25 protein-coding genes and 2 pseudogenes are annotated in these 22,001 nt (G+C 42.6%); 13 read left to right on the plus strand and 14 right to left on the minus strand.

All coding sequences use genetic code 11. From position 1 onward, the window contains the following. Positions 1-284 precede the first annotated feature (284 nt). Positions 285-2,171, minus strand: coding sequence for an ATP-dependent zinc metalloprotease FtsH2 (ftsH2, locus tag IQ234_RS12070; protein ID WP_024970580.1), 1,887 nt, complete (start codon positions 2,169-2,171; stop codon positions 285-287). Between the two features lie 423 nt (positions 2,172-2,594). On the opposite strand from ftsH2, the gene IQ234_RS12075 reads away from it, so the two are divergent. Both IQ234_RS12075 and IQ234_RS12080 read left to right on the plus strand, forming a co-directional pair. Then, entirely contained in the window at positions 2,595-3,458 is an 864-nt protein-coding gene (locus tag IQ234_RS12075; RefSeq protein WP_193957271.1) for an EcoRV family type II restriction endonuclease, read from the plus strand. Next, a complete protein-coding gene (locus IQ234_RS12080; protein ID WP_193957272.1) occupies positions 3,458-4,390 on the plus strand; it encodes a Dam family site-specific DNA-(adenine-N6)-methyltransferase in 933 nt (310 codons plus the stop codon). Before IQ234_RS12075 ends, IQ234_RS12080 begins: the two co-directional genes overlap by 1 nt. Before the next feature lie 35 nt (positions 4,391-4,425). Here the strand turns inward: IQ234_RS12080 and IQ234_RS12085 are convergent, their stop codons facing one another. Beyond that, positions 4,426-4,725 (minus strand): hypothetical protein, encoded by a 300-nt coding sequence (locus tag IQ234_RS12085; RefSeq protein WP_002803105.1) that lies wholly within the window; start codon positions 4,723-4,725, stop codon positions 4,426-4,428. 219 nt (positions 4,726-4,944) lie between these two features. Between IQ234_RS12085 and psbX the strand changes: the two genes are divergently transcribed. Then, complete coding sequence (psbX, locus tag IQ234_RS12090; RefSeq protein ID WP_002733679.1) at positions 4,945-5,064, plus strand: photosystem II reaction center X protein; 120 nt, start codon at positions 4,945-4,947, stop codon at positions 5,062-5,064. Positions 5,065-5,108: 44 nt separating this feature from the next. On the opposite strand, the gene IQ234_RS12095 is transcribed toward psbX, so the two are convergent. Together IQ234_RS12095 and IQ234_RS12100 are read right to left on the minus strand one after the other, a co-directional pair. Then, on the minus strand, positions 5,109-5,756 hold the full coding sequence (locus IQ234_RS12095) for a ComF family protein (RefSeq protein WP_193957273.1): 648 nt from the start codon (positions 5,754-5,756) through the stop codon (positions 5,109-5,111). After that, positions 5,725-6,024: a DUF1816 domain-containing protein gene (locus IQ234_RS12100; protein ID WP_024970844.1), complete on the minus strand. Its 300-nt coding sequence runs from the start codon at positions 6,022-6,024 to the stop codon at positions 5,725-5,727. Before IQ234_RS12100 ends, IQ234_RS12095 begins: the two co-directional genes overlap by 32 nt. Positions 6,025-6,279: 255 nt before the next feature. On the opposite strand from IQ234_RS12100, the gene IQ234_RS12105 reads away from it, so the two are divergent. The 5 genes from IQ234_RS12105 (at position 6,280) to IQ234_RS12125 (ending at position 9,949) form a co-directional block, all read left to right on the plus strand. Continuing rightward, positions 6,280-6,639 (plus strand): ferredoxin thioredoxin reductase catalytic beta subunit, encoded by a 360-nt coding sequence (locus IQ234_RS12105; RefSeq protein WP_193957274.1) that lies wholly within the window; start codon positions 6,280-6,282, stop codon positions 6,637-6,639. A gap of 9 nt (positions 6,640-6,648) precedes the next feature. After that, positions 6,649-7,074, plus strand: a complete 426-nt coding sequence (locus IQ234_RS12110; RefSeq protein ID WP_002741528.1) for a DUF309 domain-containing protein — start codon at positions 6,649-6,651, stop codon at positions 7,072-7,074. A 152-nt stretch (positions 7,075-7,226) separates the two neighbouring features. Continuing rightward, complete coding sequence (locus tag IQ234_RS12115) at positions 7,227-7,727, plus strand: LptA/OstA family protein (protein WP_193957275.1); 501 nt, start codon at positions 7,227-7,229, stop codon at positions 7,725-7,727. 292 nt (positions 7,728-8,019) lie between these two features. Continuing rightward, entirely contained in the window at positions 8,020-8,748 is a 729-nt protein-coding gene (gene lptB / locus IQ234_RS12120) for an LPS export ABC transporter ATP-binding protein (RefSeq protein WP_002741521.1), read from the plus strand. 31 nt (positions 8,749-8,779) lie between these two features. Then, positions 8,780-9,949, plus strand: a complete 1,170-nt coding sequence (locus IQ234_RS12125) for an LptF/LptG family permease (protein WP_193957276.1) — start codon at positions 8,780-8,782, stop codon at positions 9,947-9,949. A 36-nt stretch (positions 9,950-9,985) separates the two neighbouring features. On the opposite strand, the gene rsmI is transcribed toward IQ234_RS12125, so the two are convergent. Then, the gene (gene rsmI, locus IQ234_RS12130; protein ID WP_193957277.1) at positions 9,986-10,825 is read right to left on the minus strand and encodes a 16S rRNA (cytidine(1402)-2'-O)-methyltransferase; all 840 of its coding nucleotides are present in this window, start codon (positions 10,823-10,825) and stop codon (positions 9,986-9,988) included. A gap of 580 nt (positions 10,826-11,405) precedes the next feature. Here rsmI and IQ234_RS12135 point away from each other — a divergent pair. The 3 genes from IQ234_RS12135 to IQ234_RS12145 all read left to right on the plus strand — a co-directional run bounded on the left by IQ234_RS12135 (position 11,406) and on the right by IQ234_RS12145 (position 16,894). After that, positions 11,406-11,522, plus strand: coding sequence for a photosystem II reaction center protein I (locus IQ234_RS12135; RefSeq protein WP_002732356.1), 117 nt, complete (start codon positions 11,406-11,408; stop codon positions 11,520-11,522). A gap of 140 nt (positions 11,523-11,662) precedes the next feature. Beyond that, positions 11,663-14,050 carry a DUF3769 domain-containing protein gene (locus tag IQ234_RS12140; RefSeq protein WP_193957278.1) on the plus strand — a complete coding sequence of 796 codons (2,388 nt, stop codon included), beginning with the start codon at positions 11,663-11,665 and terminating at the stop codon, positions 14,048-14,050. 144 nt (positions 14,051-14,194) lie between these two features. Further along, positions 14,195-16,894 (plus strand): DNA methyltransferase, encoded by a 2,700-nt coding sequence (locus tag IQ234_RS12145; RefSeq protein WP_193957279.1) that lies wholly within the window; start codon positions 14,195-14,197, stop codon positions 16,892-16,894. Positions 16,895-16,941: 47 nt separating this feature from the next. Here the strand turns inward: IQ234_RS12145 and IQ234_RS12150 are convergent, their stop codons facing one another. From IQ234_RS12150 to IQ234_RS12160, 3 genes are all read right to left on the minus strand, one after another. Then, a complete protein-coding gene (locus IQ234_RS12150; protein WP_193957280.1) occupies positions 16,942-17,136 on the minus strand; it encodes a hypothetical protein in 195 nt (64 codons plus the stop codon). Then, positions 17,102-17,359, minus strand: a complete 258-nt coding sequence (locus IQ234_RS12155) for a hypothetical protein (protein WP_193957281.1) — start codon at positions 17,357-17,359, stop codon at positions 17,102-17,104. The genes IQ234_RS12150 and IQ234_RS12155 overlap by 35 nt, the downstream gene beginning before the upstream one ends. 217 nt (positions 17,360-17,576) lie before the next feature. After that, positions 17,577-17,870, minus strand: coding sequence for a clan AA aspartic protease (locus IQ234_RS12160; RefSeq protein WP_228008492.1), 294 nt, complete (start codon positions 17,868-17,870; stop codon positions 17,577-17,579). Positions 17,871-17,946: 76 nt separating this feature from the next. On the opposite strand from IQ234_RS12160, the gene IQ234_RS21185 reads away from it, so the two are divergent. Further along, a complete protein-coding gene (locus IQ234_RS21185) occupies positions 17,947-18,141 on the plus strand; it encodes a hypothetical protein (RefSeq protein WP_322743454.1) in 195 nt (64 codons plus the stop codon). On the opposite strand, the gene IQ234_RS12165 is transcribed toward IQ234_RS21185, so the two are convergent. Both IQ234_RS12165 and IQ234_RS12170 read right to left on the minus strand, forming a co-directional pair. Then, positions 18,094-18,369 (minus strand): hypothetical protein, encoded by a 276-nt coding sequence (locus IQ234_RS12165; RefSeq protein WP_193957282.1) that lies wholly within the window; start codon positions 18,367-18,369, stop codon positions 18,094-18,096. The two genes, IQ234_RS21185 and IQ234_RS12165, sit on opposite strands and share 48 nt — an antisense overlap. Before the next feature lie 299 nt (positions 18,370-18,668). Further along, positions 18,669-18,917: a Ycf34 family protein gene (locus IQ234_RS12170; RefSeq protein ID WP_002785748.1), complete on the minus strand. Its 249-nt coding sequence runs from the start codon at positions 18,915-18,917 to the stop codon at positions 18,669-18,671. A gap of 94 nt (positions 18,918-19,011) precedes the next feature. On the opposite strand from IQ234_RS12170, the gene IQ234_RS12175 reads away from it, so the two are divergent. Continuing rightward, positions 19,012-20,241 carry a CCA tRNA nucleotidyltransferase gene (locus IQ234_RS12175; protein WP_193957283.1) on the plus strand — a complete coding sequence of 410 codons (1,230 nt, stop codon included), beginning with the start codon at positions 19,012-19,014 and terminating at the stop codon, positions 20,239-20,241. 134 nt (positions 20,242-20,375) lie between these two features. On the opposite strand, the gene IQ234_RS12180 is transcribed toward IQ234_RS12175, so the two are convergent. The 4 genes and pseudogenes from IQ234_RS12180 to IQ234_RS12195 form a co-directional block, all read right to left on the minus strand. Continuing rightward, entirely contained in the window at positions 20,376-20,582 is a 207-nt protein-coding gene (locus IQ234_RS12180; RefSeq protein WP_193957284.1) for a hypothetical protein, read from the minus strand. 18 nt (positions 20,583-20,600) lie between these two features. Then, positions 20,601-21,062 carry a hypothetical protein gene (locus IQ234_RS12185; RefSeq protein ID WP_193957285.1) on the minus strand — a complete coding sequence of 154 codons (462 nt, stop codon included), beginning with the start codon at positions 21,060-21,062 and terminating at the stop codon, positions 20,601-20,603. A gap of 268 nt (positions 21,063-21,330) precedes the next feature. Further along, positions 21,331-21,873, minus strand: a pseudogene (locus tag IQ234_RS12190) (hypothetical protein); the annotation flags it as partial. A gap of 19 nt (positions 21,874-21,892) precedes the next feature. Continuing rightward, positions 21,893-22,001 (minus strand): annotated as a pseudogene (locus IQ234_RS12195) (IS5/IS1182 family transposase); the annotation flags it as partial.

Genomic DNA, 22,001 nt, shown 5'->3' on the forward strand with positions numbered 1-22,001 from the left:
TCGAAAAAGAACAACCTAAAAAATGTTATTGAGAATAATCTCAATTTATTGAGAATCTGGCAAAGTCAGCATACTACAATGAAATTTCAAACATCTGCCAGGGCCAGAAAATCAGTTACATCTTTGTTAAAAACCTGAAACCCTTACGTCCCAATACTTCCCGCTTAGTCCCACATAGTCCCTTGGCAAACTCTTGAAATTTCATCTATTTGCAACCCTACACCCTAGCATAAAAAAATCGGGTGAGCTTTAAACCACCCGATCGCATATAGATGGAAATCAACCTATAACTGTGGTACAAACTGTTCTTTTTCGGGAACGTAGGCGTATTCAGCCACAATTTGCCGGAATTCTTCGCCATTGATCGTTTCTTTTTCGATCAGCAGGTCCACCACTCGATCGATCACTTCGCGATGATCGCGGACAATTTGCCGAGAAATTTCATGGCAGTGTTCCACGATTGATCGCACCTGATCATCGATGCGAGTAGCGACCTTCTCAGAATACTCGGAACGAGTCATCAAACCGCCACCGAGGAACACTTCACCCCCTTGACTTTCTAGGGACAAAGGACCCAAATCGCTCATCCCGAAACGAGTCACCATCTGGCGGGCCATATCAGAAACTTGCTGCAAATCGCCACCAGCACCGGTAGTCACCTCATCATAGCCGAAGATTTCTTCCTCGGCCGCGCGACCACCTAAAGCACCGGAAATCCGGGCCATTAACTGCGCTTTCGTGGTTAAACCCTGTTCTTCGTTAGGAGTGAACCAAGTTAAACCCTGGGCCTGTCCCCGGGGAATCAGAGTCACTTTCTGGACGGGATCGTGATCTTTTAAGAGCGTACCCACGATCGCATGACCCACTTCATGGTAAGCGATTAGGCGCTTGCTCTTGCTATCGACTAAAGGAGTACCTTCCATACCTGCGATAACGCGATCTACCGCGTCATCTATCTCCAGGAGGGTAATGGCATCTTTACGACGACGGGCGGTTAAAATTGCCGCTTCGTTCAGTAAATTGGCTAAATCCGCTCCACTGAACCCCGGAGTGCGACGGGCGATCGCTTCGATGGAAACGTCGTTAGCCAGCTTTTTATTGCGGGCGTGAACGTCTAAAATCTCTAAACGACCTTTAAAATCGGGCGCATCGACGGTTACTTGGCGATCAAAACGGCCCGGACGCATGAGAGCGGAATCGAGAACATCGGGGCGGTTAGTGGCGGCAATGATAATAATTCCCGTATTCCCCTCGAAACCGTCCATTTCTGTCAATAATTGGTTTAGGGTTTGTTCCCGTTCATCGTTACCACCACCGATACCGGCACCCCGTTGACGACCTACTGCGTCAATTTCATCGATAAAGATTAAACAGGGAGCATTTTCCTTAGCTTTTTTGAACAAGTCGCGCACGCGAGAAGCACCGACACCGACAAACATTTCCACAAATTCCGAACCAGAAATGCTGAAGAAAGGTACACCCGCTTCACCGGCGATCGCTTTAGCCAACAGAGTTTTACCCGTACCCGGAGGACCAACTAACAGGACTCCTTTGGGGATTTTGGCACCGACGGCGGTAAATTTCTCCGGTTGTTTGAGGAAAGTGACGACTTCCTGTAATTCTTCCTTCGCTTCGTCAATTCCTGCCACATCATCAAAGGTGATGCCGGTTTTTGCTTCCATCTGGAAACGAGCTTTTGATTTGCCAAAACTCATCGCTTGACCGGGGCCGCCTGGCATATTATTAGAACGGCGGAATAGGAAAAAGAGAGCGGCAATCAGCAAAAAGGGGAAAAGTAGATTACCGAGGAATCCCCACCAAGCGCCGTCATTCCGCATCGGGTGTGCATCGAAACTAATTTTAGAATCGCGTAAACGGGCGATTAAATCGGGGGAATTGGCTGGTAAATCGACCCGTAGGCGTTGTACTCGGTTTTCTAGTTCTGGATCTAGGGCCTGTACGATCGCGGTTCTGCCACCTTCGTAGAGATCGACGCTAACAACCCTACCACTGTCTAGGTATTCTAGAAAGCGTCCGTAGGTCATGCGGGTACTGGCGGTGTTATTGCCGATATTACTGGTGGCGGTGGCAAAAGTGCCTTGCCAGAGGAAAAAACCGACCACAAGGGCGGGCAATGTCCACAGTAAAATCGTTTTCCAGGATAGTTTCATGTTTGTTTAGTGGTTCTAGGATAAAGATTTTTGCTTAACTCATTTAGCTGTTTTTGTCAAGGATTTTACGTTATTTTTTCGAGATTAATCCCCGCAGCCAATTAAATCTTAACTAAATGTAACGTAATTCTCATAATTCTGGCAAGAATGGTGACGAGAGATTTTTTTAGTTCATTTGTTCTAGCAAGAGTCTCATGGTTTCTGGGATCAGCTGGATTAGAGAAGGACTATCTCGATGGTCAAGATTTAACAGTAGAAGTTTTTACTATTCTTTACTCTAGAGCGTGTAAACTACACAGTGTATAAGCTGTTCGCAATTTAAATCCTGGGTGAACGGTGTTGAAACCCTTGCCTTTTCTCGATCTGCTCGGAAATTTAGAGACTGAACAGCTTATCAAAAGCCACTGATTATCTGAGAGATTTATGACTCCAGAACATTTTTTGCAACTTTTACAACATCAAACTTCTTCCTTTGCTCAAACTGTGTCAACTAATGAAGGTGAATGGATTATTAAGGGTTTTATCGATATACATAAAAAAGTATATACCATATCTATTGATACGAAAATCATCTCTAAAATCCTAGAATTGCTTCTTTTTCCCATATTTGATAATTTTGCTAGATGTAACCAATTCAAGATAGAGTTAGTATCTCAACAAAATTTTTACCCTGATTTGACCTTTATTCACGAGCCAACAGGAGCTAAGTTTGCTGTGGATATAAAAAGCACTTACAGAAAAAATAATCAAGAAGTCAATGGAATGACATTAGGTACATTTACTGGATACTTTCGACAGAGGAATAGCTGCAAAAATATAAAATATCCTTACCAAGAGTATTCAGGTCACTATGTTCTGGGTGTTATTTACACTAAGTGCGATCTGGTAGCTGATGAGAGAAAATCCTTCAGACTTGAAGATATAGAAAAAATACCTTCTGTTATTAAAGATTTTCAATTCTTTGCTCAACCTAAATATAAAATTGCCTCCTCTAGTCCTGGTAGTGGTAATACAAAAAATATCGGTTCTGTGACTAAAATTTCTGAATTAATCGAAGGAAAAGGTATTTTTTCTTTATTAGGAGAAGAAGTATATGATGACTATTGGATGTATTACCTGACAACAGATATGGCAAAACAAGTAGATTCCTCTCGTCCTTATACCAATCTTAAAAGTTATCTTGAATATAAACAAAGAGGTAGTGATGCCCTAAAACTTCGTGAAGATGAAATAATTAATTTATCATCAGACTATCAAGAAATTACTATTAATGAGGAGAGTGTTTAGTGAAGTTAACGCCACTGGTGCCACCGATTAAGTGTCAAGGAATTAAAACTAAATTGGTAAAAGATGTTAAAAATATTGTGTCTGATCTGAGCTTTGGGCGTTGGATAGAACCCTTTTCTGGATCGGGAGTGGTGGCCTTTAATATTAATCCGAAAAAGGCTTTACTTGCGGATACAAATACTCATATTATCCAGTTTTATAATAATCTCAAAAATCAAGTTATTACCAGTAAAACTGTGAAGCTTTTTTTGCAAGAAAATGGTCAAGTTCTTAAGGAGCAGGGAGAAAGTTATTATTATCAAGTACGAGAAAGATTTAATCAAGCTCCTAATTCTCTAGATTTTTTATTTCTGAATCGCTCCTGTTTTAATGGCGTGATGAGATTCAATCGGAAGGGACAGTTTAACGTACCTTACTGTCATAAATCAGAACGATTCTCTCAAGCATATATTACCAAAATAGTCAATCAAGTTATTGCCCTAGAAAATATTCTTATTAAAACTGATTATAATTTTCAAGTTGCTGACTTTCGAGAGACTTTATCTGATTGGCAAAAAACAGACTTGATCTATCTCGATCCTCCCTATTTAGGGAGACACGCCGATTATTTTAACTCTTGGTCTGAAGAGGATGAAGATTGTTTGGTGACTATTTTAAAGGATATTTCTTGTCGGTTTATTTTGTCCACTTGGCACAGTAATCAGTTTAGAAGCAATCCTTTAATTAAAAAAAATTGGAGTGCTGATCAGTTTTATATCTATACTAAACAGCATTTTTATCATGTTGGTTCCACAGAAAAATTACGTCATCCGATCACCGAAGCACTCATTACTAACTTTAACATTCCCTTGTTGCCAGAGCGAGGAACTGATTTGCAACAACTGTCATTATTCCCATCGACAGCAGAAAATGAGGGAGTGAGAACAGTCTAGAAGATGCCTAGTTGCTAATTCTCACTCCTTACTATTTATCCTTGGCTTTGGCGCAGATGGTCGTTAATTTGGCGTTTACGCTTTTCTTGGGGGGTAGTGCTAGTAATTTCGCCAAAATCTTCACTACTCATGGAAAGATGGGACATTATCTTTCTTTTGCGCTCTTTAGCAGTTAATTCCGGTGAAGGAGTTACCGGCGGCGGCGCTGCCACGGGTTCCGCTGCCACCGGGGGAGTTTCCACAATTGGCAGCGGTTTTTGGGGAATATAGTCAGCACCAGTGGTACTTCTGGAGAGATGATCGAGAATGCGCCGTTTGCGATCGTCAGTAGCCATAAAAATCTTTGCCAGTCTAGTGTGAACTTTTGTAACTATCACCCATTGTCAAACATCCCCATCTCCTTGAGAAGTCAAGGGAGATTTTATTTTCAGCGATTGAAGACATATAATAACCTGCGATCGCATCTATCTGGCCGTGGAACTGGGGGTCTTCTCGCCCAAGGTGATAAGATAAAAAACTAAGTCTTTGAAAATATGACAAAGGATTTATCTATCATGACACCCTCTTTAGCTAACTTTCTCTGGAGCCTTGTTTTAGGTGCGGTTATCGTCCTGATCCCCGCCACTATCGGTTTGATTTTCATCAGTCAATACGACAAGATCAAACGCACTTAATTTAATCTAACTCTAAAATGCCCAGACCGATTCCTCTGGGCATTTTAGCTAATTTTGGAACTGGCAAGAGCGATCGCACCGACTACCCGATATCCCTCTGTGCGTAAAACCTGCACAGCTTCCTCGATCGTGGTTCCTGTGGTATAAATATCGTCAATTAAGAGAATCGGTATTGATTTCGGTAAATTTTTCCCCAGTTGAAAAGCCGCTTGCATCGTCTTTTTTCTTTCCTCGGCTGCCAGACTAAATAAAGCTGCCGTGTTCTTAATCCGAATTAATCCGCGACTAGCCAGATGATAACCGGTTAAACGACAAAAACCTTCGCCAATGACTTCTGCTTGATTAAAACCCCTTTCCTTGAACCTTTCTGGGTGGAGAGGGATAGGAATCACCGTCAAACGTTTATCGGTGAGGGGAGGACGAAGCAGCCAAGTTTCCCCCATGCAACTGCCTAGCAAAGAGCCGAGAGCGGGATGGCGATCATATTTCATTTTAGCGATCGCCTGTTTTAATTTACCTTCGTAGCGTCCCCAGATAAACAGGGGAATAGAACCATGCCAGAGAAAAAGCGGGTTATTCTGACGATAGGCCTGTAATTGTCGCCCACAATCACGGCAAAGCTCTTGATCGCTCTGCCGTTGACAAAGAGGACAGGGAGACTTAAGAAATAAAGCGAGAAAAGGTTCGAGCATGGGAAGCGAAAGTTTTAGCTAGATGCTGATTTCCATCGTCAAAAACGGTCAAATAATGGGGATTACTCCGCTCGATCGAAAGACTGATTCCTTGCGCTCCTTCGGACTCTAGATCTTGGAGATAACCCCCCTGATGCTCTTGTGCTTCCTCAAAGGAGGCAAAGGGACCAAAATAGTAGATACAGTGGGGATAAAGGGAGGTAATTTTCAGCCACCAAGGCGTGTTATCATCAGAAATTTTATTTGTCTGCAAGAAAGATAAAATCATGTTCTGGTATTGATAGGGTACGGGGATTGTAGGAATCAAGGACAGGTTTTGAGGAACTTTGCCCCTATAATTCCGATCTGCTGGCCAAAAAATCGAGCTTTTGGCCAAAGAGAGTCTTTTTATCGTATTAGATTAACAAGGGGATCGGTCGCAAAATCAAAAGAGATTCTAAAAATTCCCCTCAGCCAAGGGGAAGCGGATCGAGATAGGATAGTAAAAAGTTTTTTTGTAGAAAGCTAGGGAGATAAGATAACTATGAGCCAGATCACGGACACGGATAAGAGTCTTGAGGCGATGAAGAAGTTTGCCGAGCAGTACGCTAAAGGTACAAATACTTATTTCTGTAGCGATCTCTCGGTGACAGCGGTAGTAATTGAGGGATTAGCGCGTCATAAGGAGGAATTAGGCGCTCCTTTATGTCCCTGTCGTCACTACGAAGACAAAGAAGCGGAGGTAAAAAATACTTTCTGGAATTGTCCCTGTGTGCCGATGCGGGAACGGAAAGAATGTCACTGTATGCTATTTATTACCCCCGATAACGAGTTTGCTGGGGAAGAACAGGTAATTTCCCTCGACTATATCCAAGAAGTCCGCGAATTGATGAAGGGGCATTAGTTTAGGGTAATGACAGCCAGCGCTTTTGGGCAAGGAATCGACGAATTTAATCGCCAGCAATTCTATGCTTGTCATGATACCCTAGAGGCTTTGTGGATGGAGTCCGCAGAGCCTGAAAAAACCTTTTATCAAGGCATTTTGCAGATTGCTGTCGCTTGTTACCATCTAGAAAATAATAACTGGCGCGGGGCGGTAATTCTTTTGGGAGAAGGGGTGAGACGTTTACAACATTATCAACCCGATTACGAGGGGATCAACGTGACGCACTTGGTGGGGGAGAGTTTGGACCTATTAAACTTTTTACAGAATCTCGATCCCCAAGCTTTACCGGCAGTGCTAGAAGCGATGAAAAGCAATCAGGAACATCCTCATCCCCACCTCGATCAATCTATCTGTTCTCTGCCGAAAATCCTCAAAAGTCATCCCGTCCTCTAAACAGCTAGATTAGTTAGTCAATACAATTACCTCTAAGTAGGTGGGTGTTAAAAATTGTCAGCGCCCCCCTTATCAAGGGGGGATCAAGGGGGGATCAAGGGGCGATTTATCTTCAATTTAATTGAAACCATTTACTTATAGGTGATATTTGTATGAGAGCAAGATACGCAAAAATCAGGGGATGGCTAGTTTCCCTCGTTTCTACTAGCTTAGTCATGGGATTAGGTACTTCTCCCCTAGTCAAGGCACAGCAGAATATTGTACCCGGTAATGCCATGACAGTGCGATCGGATATTCAGGAGGCAAACTCAAAAACGGGGGTAATTACTGCGAGGGGTAACGTACAAGTGTTCTATCCTGCCCGCAAAATGCAGGCCACTTCTGCCCAAGCTCAGTATTTTAGCCGCGAACGTCGTTTAGTGATGACGGGTAATGTTTATGTTTTGCAGGAAGGCAACAGTATCCGCGCTGAAACGATGACTTATCTAGTCGATGAGGGCAGATTTATCGCTACTCCCCAAACCAGTCAGCAGGTGGAGTCAATTTATTTAGTCAAAGATAACGAAACTTCTCCCCAACCGGCAGCCTCCCCGACACCCGCACCCATACCTTCCCCTTCCCTCCCCGCTGCCCCAATTATTAACCCGCAGTGATGGGGAGTCAGGAGACTCCGAGACTCCGAGACGGGAGACGGGAGACAGGAGACAGGAGACAGGAGATTATTTTCATTTGTTCTCCCCATACCCCAATTCATAATCCATAATTCATAATTCATAATTCCCCCACTTCCCCCCGCAACGGCTCGACTGAGCGTCGCCGAACGTCGCGCACGAAGTGGTCACCCCACACCCCACACCCCACTGCCACACTTCCCCATTTCCCATTTCCCACTTCCTAATTCATAATTCATAATTCATAATTCATAATTCCCAACACCGGATAAAGATGACTTTAGTATTAGAAAATATCCATAAATCCTACGGTAAAAGGCTCGTGGTTAACCGAGTGAGTATTACCGTTGCCCCGGGGGAAATTGTCGGGTTATTAGGACCAAATGGTGCGGGGAAAACCACAACTTTTTATATCGCCACGGGATTAATTAAACCGAATCTAGGACGCGTTTGGCTCGATCAAAAAGAAATTACCAAATTACCCCTTAATCAAAGGGCGCGTCTGGGTATTGGCTATCTGACGCAGCAGGCCAGTATTTTTCGTTATTTAACTGTAGCAGAAAATATTCAGTTAGCCCTAGAACAGTCGGGAGTTCCCTTTTCCCAACGGGCAAATCGTCTCTATGATTTATTAAAAGAATTTCGCCTCGATAAGATTGTTGGCACTAAAGGAGCTTACGTTTCCGGAGGAGAAAGAAGAAGGACGGAATTAGCTCGCGCTTTAGCGGTGGGAGTCAACGGACCAAGATTTTTATTATTAGATGAACCTTTCGCTGGGGTGGATCCGATCGCTGTGTCTGAGATTCAAGCGATGATCGCTGGTTTAAGGGATCGTCAGATGGGAATTTTAATTACTGATCACAATGTGCGAGAAACTTTGGCTATCACTAATCGGGCTTATATTATGCGCGAAGGGCAGATTTTAGCGGCGGGAAGTGGCGAAGAACTGTATAATAATCCTCTGGTGCGTCAGTATTATTTGGGTGATAATTTCTTAAGATAATTGTTATTAATAAAAATCGCTGTATTATATCATGAAAGTTAGCAATTGGCAAGGAAATTTAAGTAGAATACCCGGATTTACCATCTTAGACCGCTATATTTTTGTCGAGTTATTATTGCCCTTTCTATTTGGGATGGGTTTATTCACTTCCTTGGGAGTGGCGATCGGGACTTTATTTGATTTAGTGCGACGGATTACTGAGTCTGGTTTACCCTTTACTTTGGCCCTAAAAATTCTCCTATTAAAAATGCCAGAGTTTATTGTTTTAGCCTTTCCCATGTCGATACTTTTAGCAGCTTTAATGGCCTACAGTCGTTTAGCCAGTGATAGCGAATTAATTGCTTTTAAAAGTATTGGAATTAGTGTTTATCGCCTAATAATTCCCGCCATTGTGCTAAGTTTAATAGTGACGGGATTAACCTACGTTTTTAATGATTATGTGGCTCCAGCTGCCAGTTATGAAGCTAATGCTACCATGACGAAAGCTCTGCGACCAAATCGCAAGTCTTTTATTGAAGATAATATTATTTATCCTGAATACGGCAAAGTGCGGCCACCGGATGGAGGGGAAGCGCAAACGGTATTAAGAAGGTTATTTTATGCCGAAAGATTTAACGGTCAAGAAATGTTAGGTTTAACCATTCTTGATCGCACCCAACCGGAAGTTAATCAAATTATTACCTCAGAAACAGCTTCTTGGAATATTGAAAAAAATATCTGGGATTTTTATAACGGCACAATTTATCTAATTGATCCTAATGGTTCCTATCGCAATATTGTTCGCTTTCAACATCAACAATTAGCCCTACCGCGTACCCCTTTAGATTTAGCTTTTCGAGGCCGAGATGGTTCAGAAATGACCCTAAGACAAGCGCGGGAATACTTAGAAATACTGCAATTAAGTGGCAATCCCACCAAAATTAGAAAACTACAAGTTCAAATCGAGCAGAAAATATCTTTACCCTTTGTTTGTTTGGTTTTTGGCATGATTGGGGCAGCCTTGGGATTGCGTCCCCAAAATTCTAATAAAGCCACCAGTTTTGGTATTTGTATTGTCCTAATTTTTTCCTATTATCTCCTATCTTTTGTCACCAGTTCCTTAGGCATTGGCGGAGTTTTAACCCCCTTGATGGCCGCTTGGTTGCCCAATATTTTAGGATTAACTGCCGGGGGAATTTTGTTACTTCAATCAGCTAAGTAATCGAGGGTTAGCGGTGGGAATAAAAATTGATAATCATCAAATTTCTAGGGCTAATTTGTATAAACGACTGCGGGATAAATTAGTAACTTGTGCTAATTGTCTGCTGGCTTGCGATCGACTAACTCCCCGTTCTATAATTTGTTTTAATTCCCGTTTTAATTCCTCGTCGGATAATTGGATATTATCGGCCTGATCGTTGCCCATAACTACGAGCGTAAATTCTCCTTTAGGAGTTTTATTCTCCCGATATAAATTAATCGCCTCGGCAATAGTTCCTCGCCAAATTTCTTCGTAAAGCTTGGTTAATTCCCGACCTAAAACTATCTTTCTCGTTGATCCGAAAGTTGCGCGTAAATCCTCCAAAGTCTTAATAAGTTTGTGAGGAGCTTCATAAAAAACCATCGTTCTCGTTTCGGTTTTTAAACTCTCTAAGCGCTCTTGTCTCAGCTTTGCCTTACCCGGAAGAAATCCTTCAAAACAGAATCTTTCCGTGGGTAATCCCGACACCGCTAAAGCAGTAATTACCGCCGTTACTCCGGGGATAGGAACCACTTCGATATTAGTTTCTATACAAGCTTTAATTAACTCATAACCCGGGTCAGAAATCCCCGGCATTCCCGCATCAGTAACCAAGGCGATATCCTGACCTTGGCTGAGAATATTTAATAACTCATCGAGACGGGAAAGGCGATTATGTTCATGGTAACTAATTTGAGGGGTTGAAATATCAAAATGCTGTAATAATTTGCCGGTGTGTCTGGTATCTTCGGCAGCAATTAGAGAGACTTTTTTGAGGGTTGCCAAGGACCGGAAAGTCAGATCGTCTAAATTGCCGATCGGGGTTCCCACCACATATAATTTACCGAGATTATTCATAAATTGGCTAAAAATAGGCTATTTACTCGTATTTTCAGTGATCAGTAAACGGTAAACGGTAAACTAAAAACTCGGCTCTCCCAGGTTTGGTGGGTAAAATGTATTCTAAGATACAGTCTTGGGGCAGTGAGTGGAACGAACCACTCCAGACACAAAGGACACAAAGATCGATCAATCCTCTGTAAGTTAAACTTATCACACAGAACCTAGAAGAGCCAAAACTCACATCTGCTCACCGCTCACCGCTCACTGATAACTGATAACTGATAAGTACCTAAGCAAAATTAATTACACATATCTAACCACCTCTTGCCTCTTGCCTCTTGCCTATCTTCACTAGGAAATTAATTTTGCACGACTACTTAGCTTTATCCCGTCTCCCGTCTCCCGTCTCCCGTCTCCCGTCTCCCGTCTCCTGTCTCCTGTCTCCTGTCTCCTGTCTCGACTAGGAAATTAATTTTGCACGACTACTTAACTGCTCGCTTTTCTCTGTTCAGGGATCACTCAAATAGGGTAAAGTAGGTCAAGGTATGCTAACCCTGTTATTGCATTAATCTAGTCTAAGGAGAACGTCTTAGTAATGTTAACCCTAAAAATCGCCGTTTATATCGTTGTTTCCTTCTTTGTCTTACTTTTTATCTTTGGGTTCCTCTCCGGCGATCCTACCCGTAACCCCGGACGCAAAGACTTTGAGTAGAAGACAATTATCAAACTGGTTCTAGGGTAGAGACACAGGGAACAAGTTATCGGACTTTCCCTGTCTCCCTAGAAATAATGATCGTGGTAGTATCATTGAGGTTCGCTCGTCCTCTATTTCGATCGCCGACTCGTGCAGTCATGTCTTTTTTTCTCTTAGCTGTTGAACCACCTGCCCTGATTAATACTGTAGCTGAACCGGAAACGGAGGAGCGCCAAGTTTCTGAAAATAGTCCCACGTCAGTAGTTCCCCTTCCTGTCACCCCAGCACCTCTAGAAGCAAAAAAGCCTTCAGCAGAGAGCGTTTCTATTCCCCTCACCGTCACTCCACCCCCGGAAACCGTCGAGGTAAAACCCTTGGTTCCCGATCAGGGTATTCCCTTAGAACCTTTACCTAGCAGTGCGGGTGATGCGGCAACTTTAGGAACACCCCTTTCTGTCCAGAATTCTCCACCCCCCGCAGCCGTTGGTGTCACCATTCATCCCGAAACCGAGATAGTTTCAGGATTAAATCAAAAAGCTCTTAACCAGAAAAATGGCTCAACTCGGCTATTAGTGCGGAAAAAAGGCGAAAAAACCAGCCAAGAATACTTGATTTCCCTCAATAACAACCTAACTCAGTCCGCTAATCCAGAAGAGGAAAGACCCCTAGAATTAGTGGCTGATGAGCAGGAATTTGACCAAAATCGGCAGATTATCACCGCTAGAGGTAATGTCACCCTGCGTTTTGCCCAAAGTGTACTAACAGCCGATCGCTTACAGATTAATCTTCCCGAAAAGTTAGCGGTAGCGGAGGGCCAGGTGATCCTAACCCGGGGAGATCAAATCCTGCGCGGCGATCGCTTTGAATATTATTTCGTCCAGGATAGCGGTGTGGTATTTAATGCTAATGGGGAGATTTTTCAACCCAGCACCGCTAGGGATTTAGGACAAACGCTGCCCACGGATGTGGGGGCCGGTAGTTCTTTTGGAACCCTAACCGATCGTTTGGCATTAAATCAACCCTTGCAGAGAATCACGACGGGAGAGGGTTTTCAATTTGTCGTCGGGGGACAGGATCCCAGTCGGCGCGATCGACAGAATATTAGTAGTCCATCGGGGGGAACGATTAATCGTGTCCGTTTTCAGGCCGAACGCTTGAATTTTGATGGTAAGGTGTGGAATGCCACTAATGTGCGTCTGACGAATGACCCTTTTTCCCCTCCTGAATTGGAAGTTCGGGCCAATTCCGCCACTTTTCGCAGTACCGGCCCCTTTACCGATGAGTTGCGGATGAGTAATTCCCAGTTGGTTTTCGATCAACGGGTAGTGGCACCTACTTTTATTAATAGTCTTACCTTCGATCGCCGTCGTCGTCGTCCTTTTTTAATTGCTCCGGGCTATGATGGGGAGGATCGGGGTGGATTTTTCGTAGAAAGTCCCCTAACTTTAGTGGAGACACCGAAGACTCTTTTTGAGTTGACACCGCAATATTTAATTCAAAAAGTCCTTAATCCCGATGCTTTTCCCTCAGCTAACCCCGGAGGTGGCGAAGTTTCACCCCTTAGTCCGAAAGCTTTTGGTTTATTGGGGAATTTTGCCACTAATTTTGGTGAGCGCTCGTTTTTTCAGGCAACAGCTTCTTTTTCTAATTTAGATTTGGAACAGATCGAAAATATTGTTCGTTCTAAGATTCGCTTTCAACAGACGATCGGACAGTTGCAGGATCCCTATCTGCTCAATGTGGAGTACAATTATCGCGATCGTCTCTTTAACGGTTCTTTGGGTTTTCAGACGGTTAATAGCAGTTTTGGGGCAATTTTGACCTCACCGGTGATTGTCGTCCCCAATACGGATATTAGACTCAGTTATCAAGCTTCCCTACAGAATATCAACGCACCCACCGATCGCAGTAATCTCTTAGCAGCCAATGCAACGGATAATGTGACTAATTTAAGCCGTTTTCAGGGTGCTGTCTCCCTCAATCGCAGTTTTTTACTCTGGTCTGCCCTTACTTTACCACCGACTCCCGACCAAGGTTTAAGATTTTCTCCTCTTCCCGTTCAACCCTATATTGCTCTTGTCACTGGTGTCACCGGTGTCACCAGTTATTACACTAATGGAGAGACGCAAAATTCCGTCACGGGAACTGTGGGATTATTGGGACAGTTTGGGCGTTTTTCCCGCAATTTGTTCGACTATACCGGGTTTAATATCAGTTTTAGTCAGGGTTTGGTTAACGGACAATCACCCTTTTTCTTCGATCGCTTTGTTGATCAACAAACAATGTCCTATGGTATAACTCAACAGGTATATGGTCCGATTCGTGTGGGTTTCCAGAGTATTTACAGTGTCGATCAAGCGAAGGAAATCAGTACAGAATATTTTCTCGAATGGAGTCGTCGCACCTATAGTTTAATTTTGCGCTATAACCCGGTGCTGCAGTTGGGAATACTCAACATCCGCGTGTCCGATTTCAACTGGACAGGCAACCCCGGCTATTTTGAGGGTAGCGATGTCCGTCCGGTGGTGGATGGAGTAACCCGTTAAGACAACATGGGAATGATGAATGATGAATGATGAATTATGAATGATGAATTATGAATTGTGAATGATGAATTGTGAATGATGAATTATTGTGTAAGATGGTGATCGCACTAGAACGCCCACCCTACTCCAATAGAAAGGCTAGAGATGACTACTACTCTTGAAAGCTTACAGGAATTTATTGATTTTTGTCAACAGCATATTACTGGCAAAGAAAGGAAAGAAGCTCAGATTTTCCTAGACCGTTTCTTTCGAGCTTTTGGTCATAAAGGTGCGTTAGAAGCGGGTGCAACCTATGAGGAGGCGATTACTAAAGGTAGCAAGAAAGGTAAAACCGGATTTGCTGATTTAGTTTGGAAACCTCGTGTTTTAATTGAAATGAAAAAGCGAGGAGAAGATTTAAGTAAACACTATCCCCAAGCTTTTGAATACTGGAGTCGATTGGTTCCTAATCGCCCTCGCTATGTCTTATTATGTAATTTTGATCAGTTCTGGATTTTTGATTTTGATCTTCAAATAGATGAACCGGTAGATCGAGTCAATCTCAACGATTTAAAAAATCGGGTTAGTGCCTTCAATTTTATGGAAGTAGGGAATCGTACCCCTATCTTTCAGAATAATCAAGTCGAGATTACAGAAACGGCCGCGCGACGGATGGGTGAGTTGTTTCAACTGTTAAAAAAACGCGGTCATAAAAGCGGTTTTGATGAATTGACGGCCCAGCGATTTATTTTACAGTGTGTCTTGGCAATGTTTGCTGAGGATCGAGGATTGTTACCAAGAGATTTATTTATTTCTTGTGTACAAGAATGTCTAAATGGTGGCAATTCCTATGATGTCTTGGGGGGATTATTTCAACAGATGAACCAACCCGGAATTACCCCCGCTGGTAAATATCAGGGAGTGGATTATTTTAATGGGGGACTGTTTAGTATAATTCATCCAATTGAATTAACTAATAAGGAATTAGAGTTTCTGGATGTGGCGGCGCGTCAGGATTGGAGTAAGATTCGTCCAGCAATTTTTGGTAATATTTTTGAGGGGACAGCTAATGCTGAAGAACGTCATACTTACGGGATGCACTTTACCTCAGAAGCGGATATTATGAAAATTGTTCGCCCAACTATTAGCCGTTACTGGGAGGAAAAAATTGAGCAAGCTGGGACGATTGGCGAGTTAAATACACTTCAGTTAGAATTACAGCAGTATAAGGTATTAGATCCAGCTTGCGGTTCGGGTAATTTTCTCTATGTTGCCTATCAAGAATTAAAGCGCATTGAACAGTTATTAATTGAAAAGATTGCTGAACGTCGTCGCTCTGCTAATGACCAGTTACAGATTAGTTTTGTTACGCCTAAACAGTTTTATGGTATGGATATTAATCCTTTTGCTGTAGAATTAGCGCGGGTGACTTTAATGATTGCCCGGAAGGTGGCGATTGATAAGTTTAATTTGACGGAAGCTTCTTTACCTTTGGATACTTTGGATGGTAATATTATCTGTGCTGATGCTTTGTTTACCGATTGGACAAAAGCAGACGCAATTATCGGTAATCCTCCATTTTTAGGAGGTAAACAGATGAGATTAAATCTCAGTGATGATTATGTTAATAAAGTGTTTGGAAGGTTTTCTGAGGTTAAAGACTCGGTTGATTTTTGTTCCTATTGGTTTCGTCTAGCACATAATCAATTAGATGAGAAAGGAAGAGCGGGTTTAGTCGGAACTAATTCTATTAGTCAAGGGAAAAGTCGTGTAGCGGCGTTGGATTATATTACTCACAATGGTGGACACATTCATGAAGCGATTTCTACTCAGCCTTGGTCTGGTGAGGCGAATGTTCATGTTAGTATTGTCAATTGGAGTAAAATCGAACCAGTCAGTTATTATTTAGATAATCATCCAGTTTCTCAGATTAATTCTTCTTTGACGACGACAGTAGATATTTCCAAAGCAGTTAGACTATTAGCCAACAAAAATATTAGTTTTCAAGGAGTGATACCAGTTGGTAAGGGATTTTATATTAAAAGTGAGCAAGCGAAAAAATGGATCGAAAATGATCTTAAGAATAAAGAGGTTTTAAAATTATCATCCTCTGCTGGTGATTTAACTGACAATCCTCATGGCAAACCTAGCCGCTGGATTATTGATTTCAATAATATGAGTTTAGAGGATGCTAGTGAATATAAACTACCTTTTGAGCATATTAAAGTAAATGTTAAGCCAGAAAGAGAAATAAATCGTGATAAAAAAGCACGTGATTTTTGGTGGATATTTTTACGTCCTCGACCTGAAATGAGAACAGTAATTGAACATTTAGCTTGTTATTTTAGTATTCCTAGACATTCTAAATGGTTTATTTTCCTTCCGGCTAAAAAAGAATGGCTTCCTGCTGACTCAACTACTGTTGTAGCCTCTGATGATTTCTACATTCTCGGTATCTTAACATCAAATATACATCGAATTTGGATAAAAGCTCAAAGTTCAACCTTAAAAGCCGATACTCGCTATACTCCTAACACCTGTTTTGAAACCTTCCCTTTTCCGCAGAAACCTTCACAGGAACTTGTCAAAAAAATCCGTCAAACCGCCAACGAATTACACGAATATCGTAGTCAACAGATGGAAAAAAAACAATGGGGAATCACCAAACTATATAACCAATTCTTTAACGAACCCAGTAGCCAACTGTATCAACTCCATCAGAAATTAGATAAGCTAGTGATGGAGGCATATCACTTCCAAGCTGATGAAGATATTTTAGAAAAACTATTAACCTTAAATCTGGAATTAGCAGAGAAAGAGAAGCGAGGAGAAACCGTCATCGGTCCCTGGTCCCCTTACTTTTAGTGAGTAACGCACAGAAAACGGGTTTCTCCGAGAAACCCGTTTTCTACTCATGCAAAAGAGATGTCTATTGAAACAATCTGAATTTCCCTGACTCGGTGCATTGGTTTGGTTGGCTTTTCGGTGGTGATTAGTTCATCAGCTTGAATTTGCAGCGCAGCAGCAACATGAAGTGCATCCATCGCCGCTAAACCGTAAGTGTCAGCAATTTCATGACTCACTACATCCTCCTCGACGTGCAGCAAGTTCTTGTTCTATTTCCTCTTCATTGAGCAGTTGCAATCCAGCTGCGATTGCTCGCTGTCGGATTTCCCATAACTTTTTGCTTAATGGTGTTTGGGGAATAAATTTAGCTTCTGGTGTTGTTTGTGACTCAGATTTAAGTATTTGAACAAATTGCCAAACTTTTTGTTGCTTTTCCGGTGTCAATTCTCGCCATTGTTCAAGTAGTTCTTCTTCTTTATCCATAAATACCTCGCTCTTAAATTACGCATTCCTCGAATCGTTGGCTGTCCAAGACATATTTGTGGATTAACTTTCGGCTCTTGTAGTAGATATGTATTGGGAAAGTTCAGGTATTTTAGGTGGGAATTAGTTCACCAGGACGCAAACTGAGTTGGTGATCCGTTTGACTTCGATTTCAACTCGGTTTAATTATTTTATCGTGTAAAATGGCGATCGCACTCTACTCCAAAGCCTCAATCGTGACTAGACCACCCTCGATCGCTTGAATCCGCAGATCGTAACCTCGCAATAGCTGCATCCCGATTAGTGGAAGTGTCTCTGATTCGTTGATGTAAATCTCACGATATTGTCCATCCCAAATCACGCGCCCGATGTAAACCTCAAACGTACAGAAAGTTCCGTCACCTAATGTAGCAATATCTCCGCCCTCCCAACTCAACCCCAATGTGGCAATTATGTCAGGCGGCAAAGTGAGAAAACCCGAAAATCCTGTATCAATTACAGCATCTACCATCTGCGCTGTCTTATTATTCGTGAGCGCGATCGATAAGGTCGCTTCACACCTTTGATTCGGCTCTTCTAGGTTCTGTGTGATAAGTTTAACTTACATAGGATCGATCGATCTTTGTGTCCTTTGTGTCTTTGTGGTTCGTTCTACCCCCTCGCTAGGAGAAATGTATCTTAGAATACATTTTACCCACCAAAGCTGGGAGAGCCTTGATTCACACGACCTTGCATCATTGCTTTGTTCTCAAACTTCGTGTACCAAAGTGATCGACTGCTAGATGTCCAATCCAAATAAACCAAGTCTGAGCATCAGGTACTCGTGCAGAGAGTTGTTTCGATGCTGTCAACAAATCATCGGCAACTTCAAACGCTCCGGTTTCAATGTCAATCGCCACAATTTTGCCGTAATTGCCTTCTTCAACTTGAGAGCGCACTTGGGATTCATAGAGTTCATTACCACGTTGGGCAAATTCTTTTTTGCTGTAGCGGGGTTGTCGAATTGGCATATCCTTGACTTCAATTTCAACTCGGTTTAATTATTTTATCCTGTAACATGGCGAACGCACTTACAGCCGTCTGACTTGCGCTAAAGCCTCTTCGCCTGAAATTAGCTGAACAGAACTATTTCTCGCTTCATCTCTGCGTCCTTTAGCTTCAACAATCCACATCGACTCAATCGGAACTTTTTCCCTGTACATGACCACTATTGCACGAGTACAGCAAGAAAAGTTAACGGATCTATCCATTGCTGGACAAGGGTTTTTGGCTCTTGTAGTAGATATGTATGGGGGTAAATTCAGGTATTTTAGGTGGGAATTGGTTCACCCGGACGCAAACTAGACCATTTACCAGTTTCGCGTAAAAAGCTATCGCAACCCACCACATCCCATTCCATTTCGATATAATCTTCCTTGGTGCGAATGTTAACGTTAATAGAAGGGTTCTTCGCTTCAAAGTCCGGTGTCTCGGTGAGATGACGTTCTTGATGTTGTGTTTCTACGGCATGATAGGTGAAACAGCGATCAACAAAATAGCAGTTAATACAAATACACATAGGTTTAACTCTATAGGTCTTTTCCGTTAATCTAGCTCAGTCTCTCCCCAAATGGGGCCGGTCAAAATTATATTTTTGTAAATTTATCTTCTCGATGTCTTGTCAAAAAAACCTAGATAGTTTAGTTAAAGAAGTTTTTGCGATTAATCAGCAAGAATTGCCAGAAAATGCTTATTTAGTCGGTGGTGCTGTGCGAGACGCTTTATTAAACCGTCAGAAAGACTATATTGACCTAGATTTTGTGGTTCCCGAAAAAGCGATCGAAATTGCCCAAACTATTGCCCATCAGTATAAAGCCGGTTTTGTGGTTTTAGATGCGGTTCGTCAAATTGCTCGCGTCGTTTTTCCGCAGGGTACGCTTGATTTCGCGCAACAGGAGGGAGAATCTCTAGAAATAGACCTAAAAAGACGGGATTTCACCGTTAATGCTCTCGCTTATAATCTCCAAACCCAAGAAATTTTCGATCCTTTAGGGGGATTAAAAGATTTAGGCTGCCAATCTCTGCGGATGATTTCCCGCGAAAATCTCCAAGATGATCCCCTAAGATTATTAAGAGCCTATCGACAAGCGGCTCAATTGGACTTTGAAATCGAACCCCATACCCGTGCAACTATTCGTTCTCTTGCCCCTTTATTGCACCGTGTAGCCGCCGAAAGGGTACAATCCGAGTTGAATTACCTTTTGCTCAATTCCCGTGGCAATAAATGGCTAAAAAGTGCCTGGGAAGATGGCTTATTATCTCTCTGGTTGCGTCGGATTACCCCCGCAAAAATGGAGCGAGTTATGGGGGTGGAAGCGGCAGCGGAATTTTTAGAATCTTTGTTGCCGGAAAAATTTATCTTTTCCCCTTCTCAGTTACAGTTGACAAAATTGGCTCTATTAGTATCGGATATTTTAGCAGAAGCGGAAAAAGAGTTAATCGATCTCAAGTATTCCCGTGGGGAAATTCGCACGGTAATCACGGTGATTAAGTCTTTACCTCCCCTGAAGGAAGCGGATAATTTAAGTCTGCGGGAACAGTATTTTATTTATCTAAATACGGGAAAAGTATTTCCTGTTTTTGCCCTTTTTGCTTTATCAATGGGGATTAACAAAAATATTGTCGCTTCTCTGTTGACTTCCTATCTCGATCCCGATAATATTATCGCCCATCCCCGACCTTTATTAAAGGGCGATGATTTAATTAACCAGTTACACCTGAAACCTAGTCCGATTATCGGTAAGTTATTAACCGAGGTACAAATTGCCCAAATTGAAGGCAAAGTTACAGTTTTTCAAGAGGCGATCGATTTTGCTAAAAAGGTATTACAGCAGTTATCCTAATGGGGAGGTTTGTGTCGGGTTTTGTCGCCTCAACCCGACTTAGCAATTGTTCACAGTTTGGAGAGTTTTGTCTGTTAATCAGAGTTTTAGATTTGGATTTAGTCTCAGGGTTTTGACTTATCCACAACTCAGATTTATTTAGTTTTAATCTGTGAAGATTGGGGAGCCTTTTCTCCTTCTACGACTAAAGATTTCACATGAGAACCTTGAAACTTTTCCATATTGCTCACTCGCCACATAGCTAGGGGAAAAGTAATGGCAAATAAACCAAAAACTCCCACTAATATCCAGACGATATCGTGCATTTTACGCGAGGAAACCTTTCTAACTTGAGCGTTCATTTTGTCACCTCCTAGGCTTTAAGTTAAGGGTAAATAGGGAAATAGTGGATGCCATGACATGGCGGTGGCAGCAATCATGAGGGCAAAAAACCAAAAGAGAATGGTCTTAGCTTTTATCTGGCGATCTTTCCAAAAATAATGCAGTATCGGCCAACTGACTAACCAGCCAATTAATAACATCGTTTCTTTGCCGGTATAACTGCCGATATTGCCCCACATTTTGCTAGGATTTTTACTGCCAGGTATCCAACTGCCCAAATTCCAAAGAAAAGTTTCTACCGTTTTTGAATGGTCTGCATCGGAAAAATGGTGAGCAACCATCATTAAAAAACAGCCAATACCAGCACTAATAATCGCCGCCGCTGCCGGGCCAGAAGTGGCGGGGGAACGTTTGGCACCTTCGGCTAAACCTTGGGGAAATTGTTTTAAAAAAGCCCAGATTTTTCCATACCAAGGACTATCGACGTAACGTTGAGTCATCAGATTTGTTCCTATTTTTTCAGAGTTCGTAAGTGTGTAAAACCGCAAAGTCCCACCGCTAAAAGTCCCCAGCCGTATTACCAGCAGTACGGGAACCACCGACGATTTAACTTTGGTTGCTAATGCTGACCGCCTTCGTATCCGTACCATCGGGGCTAAGTTTACACCCCCTAGGGCGGGAACGGTGGTAGATAACCAGAAAACAGTAGCTAAAACGAGTAAAACTTAAATTTTCTTCACTTTTGAGGTAAAGTATCTCAATAATGGTTTACAGGGCTTGAATTTTGGCAACACCGAGGCCGCTAACGAGTCCACCCATGGCAAAAAACATCATCGCCATCAGAGCAATGCAAGTGACCGTTAACACCGGTCGATTAGTTTTGTCTAGGATTGAGTCGCCGTATTTCCAGAGAATCCAAGTGCAGGCCACGCCTAGGGGTAGGGTAAAAAGGACGCTGAATTCGTGGTATTCCATGAGAACGTATTGACCGAGGGGCGAATTTTCCTTTAGCCATGCCCGCGCACCGCCAAATTCTAAACCGGCCCGATAGCGCATATAGGCTAAATTGCCAGTGGCGATCGCCAAAAAAGCGAGGACGCTAGACCAGAAGGTGAGGGTTCGCATTTGCTGCAAAATTTTGCTAGAACCTCTGAGCAGGGGAAAAGCGAGGTGGCCTGCGTAAACAATGACGACTAGGGCTAATAAAGAGCCAAAACCGTGAATTGTGCCTAACCATCGCTGCCAGGGACTCGGATGCAGGAGATTGACGAAGGGTAGAAATAAAAATAGGCCCGCCGAGAGGATTCCTAGTAGACCTCCTGCAAAAGTCTTATTCAGCTACTTGATGATAGCCTAAAGCAAGTTCATAGTTGTAAATGCCAGCGATTAAATTAAATCTCAGACCAAAACGCCGTCTCCGATTCCTATATCTTGATGAT

The sequence above is a fragment of the Microcystis aeruginosa LEGE 91341 genome, assembly GCF_015206885.1.
GTDB lineage: Bacteria > Cyanobacteriota > Cyanobacteriia > Cyanobacteriales > Microcystaceae > Microcystis > Microcystis aeruginosa_H.